The 13708-nt window shown below is 66.9% G+C and carries 16 protein-coding genes; 15 read left to right on the forward strand and 1 reads right to left on the reverse strand.

What is annotated here, in order from left to right; genetic code table 11:
* The first annotated feature begins 493 nt into the window (after positions 1–493).
* Positions 494–928 (forward strand): cell wall hydrolase, encoded by a 435-nt coding sequence (locus tag AC3WP6_RS09510; RefSeq protein ID WP_492627480.1) that lies wholly within the window; start codon positions 494–496, stop codon positions 926–928.
* 85 nt (positions 929–1013) lie between these two features.
* On the opposite strand, the gene AC3WP6_RS09515 is transcribed toward AC3WP6_RS09510, so the two are convergent.
* Positions 1014–1625 (reverse strand): glycine zipper 2TM domain-containing protein, encoded by a 612-nt coding sequence (locus AC3WP6_RS09515; protein ID WP_492627481.1) that lies wholly within the window; start codon positions 1623–1625, stop codon positions 1014–1016.
* A 234-nt stretch (positions 1626–1859) separates the two neighbouring features.
* Here AC3WP6_RS09515 and AC3WP6_RS09520 point away from each other — a divergent pair, with 234 nt between their 5' ends.
* The 14 genes from AC3WP6_RS09520 (at position 1860) to ccmE (ending at position 13635) form a co-directional block, all read left to right on the forward strand.
* Positions 1860–2576 carry a TatD family hydrolase gene (locus AC3WP6_RS09520; RefSeq protein WP_492628675.1) on the forward strand — a complete coding sequence of 239 codons (717 nt, stop codon included), beginning with the start codon at positions 1860–1862 and terminating at the stop codon, positions 2574–2576.
* Between the two features lie 64 nt (positions 2577–2640).
* The gene (locus AC3WP6_RS09525) at positions 2641–3165 is read left to right on the forward strand and encodes a MarR family winged helix-turn-helix transcriptional regulator (protein WP_492627482.1); all 525 of its coding nucleotides are present in this window, start codon (positions 2641–2643) and stop codon (positions 3163–3165) included.
* Positions 3166–3175: 10 nt separating this feature from the next.
* Positions 3176–4669, forward strand: a complete 1494-nt coding sequence (locus AC3WP6_RS09530) for an efflux transporter outer membrane subunit (RefSeq protein ID WP_492627483.1) — start codon at positions 3176–3178, stop codon at positions 4667–4669.
* Positions 4666–5862 carry an HlyD family secretion protein gene (locus AC3WP6_RS09535; RefSeq protein WP_492627484.1) on the forward strand — a complete coding sequence of 399 codons (1197 nt, stop codon included), beginning with the start codon at positions 4666–4668 and terminating at the stop codon, positions 5860–5862. The genes AC3WP6_RS09530 and AC3WP6_RS09535 overlap by 4 nt, the downstream gene beginning before the upstream one ends.
* A gap of 7 nt (positions 5863–5869) precedes the next feature.
* On the forward strand, positions 5870–7423 hold the full coding sequence (locus tag AC3WP6_RS09540; RefSeq protein WP_492627485.1) for a DHA2 family efflux MFS transporter permease subunit: 1554 nt from the start codon (positions 5870–5872) through the stop codon (positions 7421–7423).
* A 122-nt stretch (positions 7424–7545) separates the two neighbouring features.
* Positions 7546–8040 carry a polyhydroxyalkanoate synthesis repressor PhaR gene (phaR, locus tag AC3WP6_RS09545; RefSeq protein ID WP_492627486.1) on the forward strand — a complete coding sequence of 165 codons (495 nt, stop codon included), beginning with the start codon at positions 7546–7548 and terminating at the stop codon, positions 8038–8040.
* A 68-nt stretch (positions 8041–8108) separates the two neighbouring features.
* Positions 8109–8876, forward strand: a complete 768-nt coding sequence (gene phbB / locus AC3WP6_RS09550) for an acetoacetyl-CoA reductase (RefSeq protein ID WP_492627487.1) — start codon at positions 8109–8111, stop codon at positions 8874–8876.
* Between the two features lie 116 nt (positions 8877–8992).
* Positions 8993–10396: an FAD-dependent oxidoreductase gene (locus AC3WP6_RS09555; protein WP_492627488.1), complete on the forward strand. Its 1404-nt coding sequence runs from the start codon at positions 8993–8995 to the stop codon at positions 10394–10396.
* Entirely contained in the window at positions 10389–10796 is a 408-nt protein-coding gene (locus tag AC3WP6_RS09560; RefSeq protein ID WP_492627489.1) for a DUF3293 domain-containing protein, read from the forward strand. The genes AC3WP6_RS09555 and AC3WP6_RS09560 overlap by 8 nt, the downstream gene beginning before the upstream one ends.
* A gap of 71 nt (positions 10797–10867) precedes the next feature.
* Entirely contained in the window at positions 10868–11500 is a 633-nt protein-coding gene (gene ccmA, locus AC3WP6_RS09565) for a cytochrome c biogenesis heme-transporting ATPase CcmA (RefSeq protein WP_492627490.1), read from the forward strand.
* Positions 11493–12188 carry a heme exporter protein CcmB gene (ccmB, locus tag AC3WP6_RS09570; RefSeq protein ID WP_492627491.1) on the forward strand — a complete coding sequence of 232 codons (696 nt, stop codon included), beginning with the start codon at positions 11493–11495 and terminating at the stop codon, positions 12186–12188. The genes ccmA and ccmB overlap by 8 nt, the downstream gene beginning before the upstream one ends.
* Before the next feature lie 3 nt (positions 12189–12191).
* Complete coding sequence (locus AC3WP6_RS09575) at positions 12192–12950, forward strand: heme ABC transporter permease (RefSeq protein WP_492627492.1); 759 nt, start codon at positions 12192–12194, stop codon at positions 12948–12950.
* The gene (gene ccmD / locus AC3WP6_RS09580) at positions 12947–13159 is read left to right on the forward strand and encodes a heme exporter protein CcmD (protein WP_492627493.1); all 213 of its coding nucleotides are present in this window, start codon (positions 12947–12949) and stop codon (positions 13157–13159) included. The genes AC3WP6_RS09575 and ccmD overlap by 4 nt, the downstream gene beginning before the upstream one ends.
* A 23-nt stretch (positions 13160–13182) precedes the next feature.
* Positions 13183–13635, forward strand: coding sequence for a cytochrome c maturation protein CcmE (gene ccmE, locus AC3WP6_RS09585; RefSeq protein ID WP_492627494.1), 453 nt, complete (start codon positions 13183–13185; stop codon positions 13633–13635).
* Positions 13636–13708: the final 73 nt, after the last annotated feature.

Consider the following 13708-nt stretch of genomic DNA (forward strand, 5'->3'; position numbering starts at 1 on the left):
ATTGCAGACCGAGTTTTGCACCGGCCACGTGCCGATTGCTTCCAAAATTCACACCTGAATGCACATTCAGGTTCCTGCGCCACTGGCTGAATTTTGGTGGCCGCCAAATGTGCCCGGCACTTGCGGTGCCAAAAAACCATGGTTAGTCTCCTGCCACCTCCATATCGCGGCATCCGCCACCCACGGCTGCTGAAACACGCGACGAACCGGAAGTTTCCGCATCGGCGCGACCCGGCCCCACCGGATGGAATACCCGCACTGAGTGCGGCAACTGTTGCAGGCCTTGCGGCATCGATGCCGCAACACCGGCCGTGCAACGTCAACCTCGCCCGGCACCAACGATGTCGTGCGATCGCCACAATCCCGTGGCAGCCGTACGGCCCCAGGTTTCGGCCGCCGGTTCATCCAGGTGGAAACGGACTGCCCGCCCGTCCACCGCAACGGCGTGTCTGGCTTTGCATCGCCAGCGCGTACAGCACGCTGGAGGCAGACAATGAGACTTTCGATGTTGTTGTGGCTGACTTCGTTGATGCCCCAGCCGGTTGCCAACCAGGCTTGCCTGGCAACCACGGTGTACCTCGAAGCACGCAGCCAACCGCCGATCGGCCAGATGGCCGTGGCCGAAGTGGCAATGCGCCGCCGCGAACGCGGCCGCTGGGGCGACACCGTATGCGAGGTGGTCATGGCACCGCGTCAATTCGCCACCACCACCACGCCGGGTTCGTTTGAAATCACCAACCTGTCGGCCTTCCACAAAGCATGGGAAATTGCCGGGCGCACCATTCACGACTGGCAACTACCGGCCAACAAACGCCGCATCGTGGTACCCCACGCCGATCATTTCGCCACCGTTGCCTTGAACCCTTCGTGGTCATACCGCAAGCCGGCGCTTACCATCGGCGACCACACGTTCTATGCAGTGAACTGAACCGGCAACACCTGCAAATGAAAAGGCCCTCCTGCGAGGGCCTTTTCTTGTATGGACATCCATACGTCCAAACGGCCGGAACTTCTCAGCGCGCGTCGCTCACCACCGAGACGCCTTCCTGCACCTGCACGCGATCGCCCGGATCGTGGTCCATGCGCGTGGTGCGCGTCACGCCGTTGTACACGTACTGCACGTCGTAGCCGACGACCCTGTTCTTGGTATCGGTGACGGTGCTGCAGCGACGCTCCACCGTCGAGGTGACCTGCGCCTGATGGTGCGAGTTCTCGATGCGGTTGCCTGCATAGCCGCCGCCTACTGCACCGGCCACCGTGGCCAGCGTCCGCCCCTTGCCGCCACCAATCTGGTTGCCAAGCAGGCCGCCGGCAATGGCACCAATCGCGGTACCGGCGATGTTGTGCTGATCCTTCGGCGGCGCAGCGTGGTTCACCACCTCGTCCCGGCAGACCTGACGCGGCGTACTCGAGCTGGAACGTACCGGCGTGACGCTGACCACCTTGGCGTACTGCGGGCCAGCCGGAGGTGCCGGCTCGGTCGCAGGAACCGTGGTGGGCGCCGCCGCACCGGCCTCGGCCCCCGGCTGGATGCCGGCATCGGCGCTGCGATTGCATGCGGACAAGCCGACGGCCAGCGCCGCCGCGATTGCCACATTGAGTGCGTTGACCATCAACCTGTTCATCGCGAATCTCCTCTGTCAAGTAGGCGGCCGTGCGACTTATCTTGTACGCCGTACGCGGCCTCATTGCCATTGAACACACGACTATCTGAATAGTACCTAGACTGCCGCCAGTACACTTCTCACCTTTGGCACGAAGCCGCCTGCCGTCGCACAAAGCCGGAACCCGATCACACCGTGCTCATCGACAGTCACGTACATCTCGATCACCGCGCGTTCGACCATGATCGCGATGCAGTGCTGGCACGTGCGGAAGCCGCAAGCGTCCGACAGCTGATCATTCCCGCCGTGGATCGGGCAAGCTGGCCGCGCATCCATGCACTGTGCGCCCGCACTCCACAGCGCTGCTTCGCCGCCTTCGGCATTCATCCATTGTTTATCGCCCGCGATACCGCAGGCGATACGCAACTGCTGGACCCATGGTGTGCCACGCACGCCGTCGTGGCGATTGGCGAGATCGGGCTCGATTTTCACACCGCCGAGCCCGATGCCAGCCTGCAACGCCGATGCTTCGACGAACAGCTCGCCCTGGCGCGCGCGCGCGGGCTGCCAGTCATCGTGCATGCCCGGCAAGCACTCGAAGAGGTCATCCTCACGTTGCGCCGCCACCCCGGCATCCGCGGCGTGGTGCACAGTTTTTCCGGCAGCGCGGAGCAGGCGCGGCAATTGTGGCAATTGGGTTTTCGGCTCGGCATCGGCGGCGTGGTCACTTACCCGCGCGCGCAACGCCTGCGGCGCATCGTGGCCGGTCTGCCGATCGAACAACTGCTGCTGGAAAGCGACGCACCCGACCAACCCGGTGTGAACCACCGCGGCGGGCGCAACGAACCCGCGTTCGTCGCCGAAGTGCTGCACACGGTCGCTGCGCTACGCGGCGAACCACCGGAATCTCTCGCCGCCGCCACCAGCGCCAACACCCGCCAGCTGTTCTCGCTGCCAACCATCGGCATTTGACACTTGCGCCACGCCCTCCGACCCCATCACACTTTGGTTCATTACTGAACTACTGGCTGGTGAAATGGTTGGCTTGGTCGAACACATCGCCCGCCTGGACGAAGGCATCGCGCAACTGCACGCCGCCATCCCCGGTTTTCCCGCCGGGCCGGCGGCGTTGTACCGTCTGCTGTTGCTGGTCGACGAGCGCATGGATGCGGCGCTGGCCGATGAGCTCAAGCCGCACCGATTGAACCACAGCGAGTTCCTCACGCTGATGGTGCTGTACAGCTGCCCTGAAGGCAGCTCGACACCCGGCGAGTTGTGCGACTTCACCTCGCAGGGCACCACCAACATGACGCGCATCGGCAACGCGCTGGCCGCGCGCGGGCTCATCACGCGCGGCACCAGCCGCAGCGACCGCCGCCAAGTGGTTGTTCGCATCAACGCCGCCGGACGCCGGTTCGTGCAAAAGCTGCTGCCGCCGATGTTCCCCCGCGTGGAAGCCATGTTCGCGGGTTTCAGCATCGGCGAACGGCGCACGCTGGATCGCCTGCTGCGCAAGCTTGCCGGCAACCTCGACCGCGCCGAAACCGGCAAGACGACCTGAAGGATTTCCGATGACCTCCCCCCGCTTGCGGATCGTCGCCATGCCGGCGCTGGCGCTGCTGGTCGCCAGTTGCGCGTTCGCCCCGCCCAAAGTCGCGCCACCACACCTGCAACCCGAGGCGCCGCTGGCCGGCCTGCCGGTGCCAACCGGCAGCCACTGGCCTGTAGCCGACTGGTGGCGCGCCTACGCGGACCCGCAGCTCGATACCTTGATGAGCGCCGCGTTGCGGCAATCGCCCGATCTCGCGCTGGCCGAGGCGCGGGTGACGGGCGCTGAACAATCGGTGCGGCTTGCGGCGGCGCAGGCCGGCCTGCGTATCGACGGCAGCGCGCAAGTCAGTCGCCAGCGCATGAGCGAACACGGCCTGATGCCGCCGCAGCTGGTCGGCTTCAGCTGGTACAACCAGGCCGACCTTGGCGTGCAGTTTCGCTACGACTTCGACTGGTGGGGCAAGCACCGCGCCCGCGTCGACAGCGCGCGCGACCAGGCCCGCGCCGCCGCCGCGCAACGCAGCGCGGCGGCACTTGCGATCCAGCACGCCGTGGCCGATGCGTATTTCGGCTGGTTGGCGGACGAGGCGCGATTGACGCTGGTGACGCAAGCCCTGGGCACCCAGCAGCAACTGCAAAAGCTGGCGCAATTGCGGGTGACACGCGGGGTCGACTTGCCGGACAGCGCGCTCGAAGCCAATACTCGCGTTGCCGCCGCGCAGCAGGCGCAGACCGCACTGCGCAGTTCCGCCGAGATCCGCAAGCTTGCCCTCGCCGCGTTGCTGGGCGTCGCCCCGTCGGCATTGCCGCCGCTGACACCGCGCGCCTTGCCGATGGTGAATGCACAATTGCCCGCGGACGCCAGCATCGACCTGGCTGCACGCCGTCCGGACATCGCGGCCAGCCGCTGGCAGGTCGAAGCCGCGTTGCGCCAGACCGATGCCGCGCGCGCGCAGTTCTTCCCGGATTTCAGCCTTACCGCGCTGGCCGGTTTGTCGAGCACCAACCAGGGCACGCCCGCGCTGTTCGGTGGCCACGGCGGCGGCAGCCTCGGCAACGTGTTCGAACCCGGCAGCCGCGTGTTTGGCATCACCCCGGCCTTACACCTGCCGATCTTCGAAGGCGGCCAGCTCAAGGCGGCACACGGCATCAGCCGTGCGCAACTGGACGCCGCCGTGGCGCAATATGACGCCGCGGTATTCCACGCCGCACGCGAAGCCGGCAGCCAGGCGCTGGCGGCGCAGCAGCTTGCCACCCGCCGCGCGCAACAACAGGCACAGGTGGCCGCTGGCGAACGCCTGTATGCGAATGCGCAAGCGCGGTTGCGCCAAGGCGTACGCGACGCCCGCGAAAGCCTCGCCAGCCGCGCGCAACTCCTGCAACAACAAGATCAGGCCGTGGCCTTGCATGCGCAGGCGCTGACGACTGATCTTGCCCTCATCCAGGCCCTCGGCGGCGGTTACCGCATGCCGCCGGTCGCCACCCCGCATCCGGCCCGGAGCCAAAAGCCATGAGCGATACCCCTGCCACCGCCGACGCCCGCGACAGCGGGCTGGCCGCGAAAGACCCGGCCAAGCGCCGCCGCACGCTGTTGCTCGTCGCCACCATCTTCCTGCTTATCGCCGTGATCTGGTTTGCACTGTGGAAGCTGGTGTTTTCGGTGCGCGAGCAAACCGACAACGCCTACGTCGGCGGCAACGTGGTGGCGATCTCGGCGCAGGTGCCCGGCACCGTGATCGCCGTGCTGGCCGACGATACGCAGCACGTGACGGCTGGTGAGCCGCTGGTGCGGCTCGATCCGACCGATGCCGACGTGCGCCTGCGGCAGGCCGCCAGTGCGTTGGCGCTGGCGGTGCGCCAGGTGCGCGGACAAACCGATAGCGCCGCCGGCGCCGATGCGGCGGTCGCCGCGCGCAAGGTGGAACTGGACAAGGCGCAGGCGGACCTCAAGCGCCACTTGCCGCTGGTGGCGGCGCAGGCGGAATCGCCGGAAATCGTGCAGCACCTGCGCGACGCCGTGGCCGGTGCGCAAGCGGCGTTCGCCGCCGCGCAGGCCCAGGCCCAGGCAGCCCACGCGGCGATTGCCGGCACCGCCGTGGCCGACAACCCGCTGGTGGCACAGGCGCGCGCGACTTTCCGCGCGGCGTGGATCGCCGCTCAGCGCAATACCATCGTCGCCCCGGTAGCCGGCTATGTGGCCGAACGCAGCGTGCAACTCGGCGCCAGCATCGCCCCCGGCCAGCCGCTGCTGAGCGTGGTGCCGCTGCACGACTTGTGGGTGGACGCCAACTTCAAGGAAAACCAGCTGCGCCACATTCGCATCGGCCAGCCAGCCACCATCACCACCGATCTATATGGTGACCGGGTGAGCTATCGCGGCAAAGTGGTCGGCCTCGGGGCCGGCACCGGCAGCGTGTTCTCGTTGCTGCCGGCGCAGAACGCCACCGGCAACTGGATCAAGGTGGTGCAGCGCGTGCCGGTGCGCATCGCGCTGGACAATCGGCAACTCGATGCGCATCCGTTGCGCGTGGGGCTTTCCGCCGCCGTGACGGTGGATATCCGCCACACCGACGGCAAGCTGCTCGCCGCCGGCCCCGCGCGCCCGGCCGCGGAAACGTCGGTCTATGACCACGTCGCCCACGCGGCCGATGCCGAAGCCGACCAGATCATTGCCGCCAACCTCGGCCCTGCGGCCAGGGCACGTTGAGCTTCCCATGAGCACTCCACCGGAGACCCCCGCGCCCCTGGCGCCGCTGCAAGGCGGCGTGCTCGCGCTACTCACCGTCGCCGTGGCGTTCAGTACCTTCATGGAGGTACTGGACATGACGATCGTCAACGTGGCTGTGCCGCACATCGCCGGCAGCCTCGGCGTCAGCCCGAACGAAGGCACCTGGGCGATCAGCTCCTACGCCCTGGCCAGCGCGATCATGCAGCCCTTGACCGGCTGGCTGGCGCGCCGCTTTGGCGAAGTGCACACCTTCGTCACCTCGGTGCTGCTGTTCGTGGTGTTTTCGATGCTGTGCGGGCTGGCCAGCTCGATGCCGATGCTGGTGGCGTTCCGGCTGCTGCAAGGTGCCGGTTCCGGGCCGATGGTGGCGTTGTCACTGGCCTTGCTGCTGTCCAACTACCCGGCGGCCAAACAAGGCATGGCGCTGGCGCTGTGGGCGATGACGGTGGTGGTGGCGCCGATCTTCGGCCCCATCCTCGGCGGCTGGCTGGCCGACAACTTTTCGTGGCCATGGATTTTCTTCATCAACCTGCCGGTGGGTGCGGCGGCGGCCGTGGTGACCTGGGGCATCCTGCGCAAACGCGAAACGCGCACGGCGAAAGCGCCGATCGACATGGTCGGCCTGGCGCTGCTCATCTTTGGCGTGGGCAGCCTGCAATTCATGCTCGACCACGGCAACGACCACGACTGGTTCGCCTCGCCGATGATCGTGACGCTCGGCGTGGTCGCCCTGGTGTGCCTCACCTTTCTGGTGGTGTGGGAAATCCACGCCAAGCACCCGGTGGTGGATCTCTCGCTGTTCAAGCAGCGCAATTTCACCGTCGGCGTGCTGGCGCTCACCGCCGGCATGTTTGCGTTCTTCGGCATCAACGTGGTGTTTCCGTTGTGGCTGCAGGTGGACCTTGGCTACACCGCCACCTGGGCCGGGCTGGCCACCGCACCGATCGGCGTGCTGGCGTTCGTGCTGGCGCCAATCATCGGCAAGAACATGGACCGGCTCGAACTGCGCGCGGTGGTGACTTTCGCCTTCGTCGTGTTTGCCGGCACCGCGTACTGGCTTTCCACGTTCGACAGCAACGCCTCATTCGCCAAGCTGGTGCTGCCGCCGTTCGTGATGGGGCTGGCCATCCCGTGCTTCTTCATTCCGCTGAACCAGGTCTACCTCGCCGGGTTGCCGGCTTCGGAGTTCGCCAACGCCTCGGGGCTGGCCAATTTCTGCCGCACCATCGGTTCGAGCATGTCGACCGCGGTCACGGTGACCCTGTGGCAGCACCGCAGCGAGCTGCACCACGCGACGCTGACCGAATACATCAGCCCCGGCCACCCAGCGGCCACCGGCTTTCTGCAGGGCCTGACGCAGCACGGCATGCCGCAGCAACAAAGCCTCGGGCTGATCGACCAGTTGATCCAGCGCGAATCGCTTACGCTCGGCGTCAACGACGTGTTCTATGGCTGCGCCATCCTGTTTTTGCTGCTGATTCCCATCCTGTGGTTCGCACGGCCACCGTTTGGCAGTGCCGGGGGAGCGGTCGGGCACTGATTTTGCTGCAGACCACCGGTGCGGATCGGCGCACTGGCTGTCATCAACGACAAGACCAATTCCACCGGGTGCATACCAGTGGTCTACTGGTGCGGCGCAATATCCTCTGCTACCGTCGCGCCATGACCCAATCCAAACGCACCATCAAGAAGTACCCGAACCGTCGGCTCTACGACACCGAGATCTCCAGCTACATCACACTGGAAGAGGTGCGCCAGCTGGTGCTGGACAACGAGGACTTCGAGGTTCGCGATGCCAAGAGCGGCGAGGATCTCACCCGTTCCGTGCTGCTGCAGATCATCTCCGAGCACGAGGAACAGGGGCAGCCGATGTTGTCGCCGCGCCTGCTCAGCCAGATCATCCGCTTCTATGGCGATTCGCTGCAGGGTTTCATGGGGCCTTACCTGGAGCGCAGCCTGCAGGTGTTCCTGGATCAGCAGCAGCAGTTCCGCACCCAGCTCAACAGCCTCATGGGCCAGACGCCGTGGACCATGCTGAATGACCTGACCGAGCGCAACATGGATGCCTGGAAGTCGATGCAGCGCGGCATGCTGGATGCCGCCGCGCAAATGCACCCGCAAGGCACGGGCCGCTCCGGCAACAAGAAAGTCGGCTGACCCCTTTCCCGCAGCACCCCTTTCCACGCGCCGCTCTCGAAGCGGCGCGTCACGTTGGAGCATTCGCCATGAATCCGACCGGCAACCACGCCGCGCCGCGCCTTGCCCTGGTCACCGGCGGCATCGGCGGGCTGGGCACGGAAATCTGTCGCCAGCTGGCCGCCGCCGGGCGCCTCGTCGTGGCCGCCGACCTGCCGGCCAAGCCCGAGCGCCTGGCCGCCTTTCGCGCCGCCACCGCCGAGTTCGGCGCCACCATCGTCTATCGCGAGCTGGATGTCAGCGACCACGCGGCCTGCGCCGCCGCCATGGCAACGCTGGAAGGCGAGCATGGCAGCGTCGACATCCTGGTCAACGCCGCCGGCATCACCCGCGACGCCAGCCTGCGCAAGATGACCGCCGCGCAATGGCACGAGCTGATGCGGGTCAACCTCGACGGCGTGTTCAACACCTGCCACGCCGCGATCGACGGCATGACGACACGCGGCTTTGGCCGCATCGTCAACATCAGCTCGGTCAACGGCCAGACCGGCCAGTTCGGCCAGACCAACTACTCCGCGGCCAAGGCCGCCGTGCACGGGTTCACCATGGCACTGGCGCGCGAGGGTGCGCGCAAGAACGTTACCGTCAACACCGTCTCGCCCGGCTACTGCGACACTCCCATGGTTGCCGCCGTACCGGCCGAGATCCGGGCGCAGATCCTCGCCGGCATCCCCGTCGGCCGCCTCGGCCAGCCCGCCGACATCGCCCGCGCCGTCGCCTTCCTCACCGCCGACGACGCCGGCTATCTCACCGGCGTCAACCTGCCGGTGAATGGCGGGTATTTCATGAGTTTCTGAGTGCGTCCCCAGTACAGGCTTCTGCCGACCGCCGTTGGACTGAACCCGACCCACGGTGGATGTGCGGCGCCCCGCACCTGGGCAACAATGGCGGTTTCGTCCAAACGGTAGGCGGCATGCGGCAGCTTCCCCAAATCACCCTGATCGGCGGCGGGCTGGTTGGCGCCTTGTTGGCGCGGCGGCTGGCGCAACGCGGCTTTGCGGTAGAGGTATTCGAGAAACGGCGCGACCCGCGCCGCGCCGCGCTGGCCGAAGGGCGCTCGATCAACCTGGCGCTGGCCGAACGCGGGCTGCAGGCATTGCGCACCACCGACCTGGCCGAGACGGTGCTGGGGCGCGCCGTGATGATGCGCGGGCGGATGGTGCACGACGGCGCGCAGCACTGTGTATTGCAGCGCTATGGCGTGGACGACGGCGAAGTGATCTGGTCGGCCTCGCGCAACGCGCTCAATCGTTTGTTGCTGGATGCGGCCGAAGCGGTCGGCGTGCGGTTGCACTTTGACGCGGAACTGGTCGGCGCGGATTTGGAGCGCGGCCGCATCCGGCTGGCCGATGCGCATGGCACGACGCGCGAGCACGACGCCGGGCTGCTGATCGGCGCCGATGGCGCGGGTTCCGCACTGCGTGCGGCGATGGCGCTGCACACGCCGCTGGGCGAACGCGTGGAGCCGCTCGGCCACGGCTACAAGGAGTTGGAGATTCCGCCCATCGCGACATGGCCGCGCGGCGCGCAGCCGGCCGCTGCGCACGGCAACTTTGCGCTGGAGCCGAACGCGCTGCACATCTGGCCGCGCGGGCATTACATGTGCATCGCGCTGCCCAATGCGGAAGGCAGTTTCACCGTTACCCTGTTTTTGCCGGGCAAGGGCGCGTACCCGAGTTTCGAGAGCCTGCCCGACGTTGCCGCTGCCCGCGCGTTTTTCGCTGGCGAGTTCCCCGGCCTGTTGCCATTGATCCCCGATTTCGACGCCGACTGGGCGGGCCACCCGATGGGCACGCTGGCCACGCTGTATCTCGACCGCTGGCATCTGGATCACCGCGCGCTGCTGGTTGGCGACGCCGCGCACGCCATCGTGCCGTTCCACGGCCAGGGCATGAATTGCGGTTTCGAGGACACCGTGACGCTGGCCGATCTCCTGGCCGCCGAGCCGCATGCCAGCGCGGAGGTGTTCGTGGAATTCCAGCGCCTGCGCAAGCCCAACACCGATGCCATCGCCGCGATGTCGCTGGCCAATTACATCGAGATGCGCGATGCGGTGGCCGACCCGCACTATCTTGCCAAGCGCACGCTCGAAGCGCGCCTGGAGCCGCGCATCCCGCGGCATTTCATGGCGCACTACCGCATGGTGGCCTTCACCCACCTGCCCTACGCCTACGCGCAGCGCCGCAACGACGCGCAGGATGTACTGATCGAGCAGCTGCTGCGCGATACTCCCGATCCGGCGGCGGTCGATCTCGATGCCGCCTGTCGTCTATTCCAGTCCCAGTTGGAGCCGTTGCCGGAACTCACCCATGGATGAAGTCCTGCTCGAAGCGTTTCGCGCCACCACCTACCACGTCTGCCTCGACCCAGTGACATGGGCAATCATCCGCGTGGATCTGCCACTGCCGGCAGCGCTCGCGCAGACGGTCGGCACCGGGCCGTGGGCGTTCATCACCGCGTGGAACCCGCAGGCCCGGCGGCGCCCGCCGGCGGAAAACGAAGCAGCGCAGCGCCAGTTGCTGGGCGAGATCGGCCACGCAGCCGGCGCGCGCGTCTACCCGGCGATTGGCGTGGGCACCTCAGGCTGGAGCGAGCCGAGCCTGTTCGTGACCGGGCTCGACGTGCCGGCGCTGGACGCCCTGACCCGCGCCCACGGTCAACTGGCCTACGTACATGGCGAGGCCAGCGGTCCGGCGACGCTGCGCGTGCTCGACTGACCGCCCACTGCACGGCCAGCGACAGCACACCGCATGGACAGCCATGCGGACAATTGCCGAAAATGGAAGCAATGACCGCCGTTTGCGCCACGCCGTTGCTCCAGGCCCGCCAGCTCACCTTCCATCGCGGCGACGAGCCGGTGTTCGCCCCGCTGGATTTTGTCCTGCACACGGGTGAGCTGCTGCTGATCGAAGGCGACAACGGCAGCGGCAAGACCACTTTGCTGCGCGTCCTGGCCGGCCTGCTGCATGTGAGTGCGGGCACGCTGCACTGGCGCGGCGCGCCGTGGCAGCGCGACGCAGTGGCCGGCGACCTGGTGTTTCTTGGCCATCAGCTTGGGCAGAAACTCGACCTGAGCCCGCGCGAAAACCTCGCGTTTGCCACCGGCTTGCATGGGCAACGCGCGGAGCCGTCGATCACGGATGCCCTGATGCGTGTCGGCCTGTCCGGCTATGAGGACGAGCCGGTGCGCCGGCTGTCCGCCGGACAGAAAAAGCGCGCCGCGCTGGCGCGCCTGCCGTTGCTTCCCGCCACCCTGTGGCTGCTCGACGAGCCGTACGCCAACCTCGACCGTCACGGCATCGCGCTGGTCGATCGCCTGTTGGAAAGCCATCTCACTGGCGGTGGCGCAGCCCTGGTGAGCAGCCACAGCACGGTGAACTTCCACGGCGGCGAGCCGCAGCGGATCCGCCTGCATGGCTGAGCGCGTGCCCGCAACGGTGACCACGGCGTGCGCGGCGATGCTGCGCCGGGATCTGCTGCTGGCATGGCGCCAACGCGGCGACCTTGCCATGCCGGTGCTGTACGCGGTGATCGTCACCGTGCTGTTTCCATTTGCGCTGGGGCCGGACCTTGCACTGTTGCAACGCATCGCGGGCGGCGTGGTGTTGGTCACGGTGCTGCTCGCCATGCTGCTGGCACTCGACGCCATGTTTGCCAGCGACATCGAGGACGGCTCGCTCGAACAACTGCTGCTGGCGCCGCAACCGCCGGCGCTGCTGCTGGGCATGAAAATTCTTGCGCACTGGCTCACCACCGCGCTGCCGCTGATCGTGATCGCGCCGGTGCTGGCCGGCATGCTGCACCTGCCAACGGCGGCGATGCCGGCGCTGGTGCTGGCGCTGCTGTTTGCCACGCCGCTGCTCAGCCTGCTCGGCGCCGTACTCGTGGCGCTCACGGCCGGCACCCGGCGCTCTGGTATGCTGCTGGCCTTGATGTTGCTGCCGCTGTGCGTGCCCGTGGTGATCTTCGCGGCCGGCGCGGTGGCCGCTGCCCAGCAGGGCTTGCCATGGCTGGCACCGATCGCGTGGCTGGCCGCCGCCTTCATCCTCACCGTGGTGCTGGCGCCGCTTGCCTGCGCGGCGGCCCTGCGCATTGCCCTGGATTCGTGAGTCATGTCGACCTGGATTCCGCTCTGGATGCACAAGCTCGCCTCGCCGCCGACGTTCTATCGCGTCGCTGGCGCGATCCGTCCGTGGGCGCTGGCGCTGGCGCTGCTGCTCGGCGCCATCGGCCTGTACGGCGGGCTGGTGCTGGCACCGCCGGATTACCAGCAGGGCGACGCCTACCGCATCATCTTCATCCACGTGCCCAGCGCGTGGATGAGCATGTTCATCTACGCCGTAATGGGCGTGGCCGGCTTCGTGGCGCTGATATGGCGCCTGAAACTGGCCGAAGTGGTGGCCATGCAATCGGCGCCGATCGGCGCCGCGTTCACCGCCATCACGCTGGCCAGCGGTTCGCTCTGGGGCAAGCCGATGTGGGGTACCTGGTGGACGTGGGATGCCCGACTCACTTCCGAGCTGGTGCTGCTGTTTCTCTACCTCGGCGTGATCGGCCTGTACCACGCCTTTGAAGACCGCCGCCAAGGCGCCCGCGCGGCGAGCTTCCTGGCCATCATCGGCGTCATCAACGTGCCGATCGTGCATTTCTCGGTGGTGTGGTGGAACACCTTGCACCAGGGCAGCACGGTCAACGTGTTCGGCCACTCCAAGATGGCGTGGGACATGTTGTGGCCGCTGCTGGTCGTCACGCTCGCCACCAAGTTTTATTACGCCGCCAGCCTGTGCGCCCGCGCGCGTACCGACCTGCTCGACCTCGAAGGCGGCAAGGACTGGGTGCGCAAGATCGCCGATGCGGAGGCGCGTCCATGAGCTCGCTGCACGAGTTCCTGTCGATGGGCGGCTACGGCGCCTATGTGTGGCCGGCCTACGCACTGTTCTTCGCGATCCTCATCGCCGACAGCCTGGCGCCGGGCCTGCGTCGCCGCCGTATCCTGCGCGAGCTGCGCGCACGGCTCGCCCGCCACGCCGCCCGCACGGTACGCGCGGCCGAGCCGCCTTCTTCCCCGTCGTCGCCCTGAGCCTCACAGGCATCACTATGGCCATGAACCCTTCCCGCAAACGTCGCCTCACGATCCTCTCCGTGATCGTGGTGGCCAGCGCGCTTGCCATCAGCGTTGGTGTGTACGCGCTGCAGCAGAACATGAATTACCTGTTCACCCCGAGCCAGGTGCTTGGCGGACAGGCGCACAGCTACAAGACCTTCCGGCTCGGCGGCATGGTCAAGGCCGGCTCGATCAAGCGCAGCGAGACTTCGCTCGACGTGCACTTCACCGTGGTCGATGCCGACGGCGCGATGCCGGTGGAATACACCGGCATCCTGCCCGACCTGTTCCGCGACGACCAGTCGGTGATCGCCACCGGACACATGGACGGCCACCACTTTGTCGCCACCGAAGTGCTCGCCAAGCATGACGAAACCTACATGCCCAAGGAACTCAAGGAAGCCATGGCAAAGGCGCATGCCGGAAAGCCGGGATTGGGGAGTCGAGAGTAGAGATTTGGCAAAGCCGTATTCCCACAAGCCCGGTTCCACGCCTTTCAATCCGACCTAAAAACTTGTACCTCGT

This window comes from Rhodanobacter sp. FW106-HT46G03, assembly GCF_058789895.1.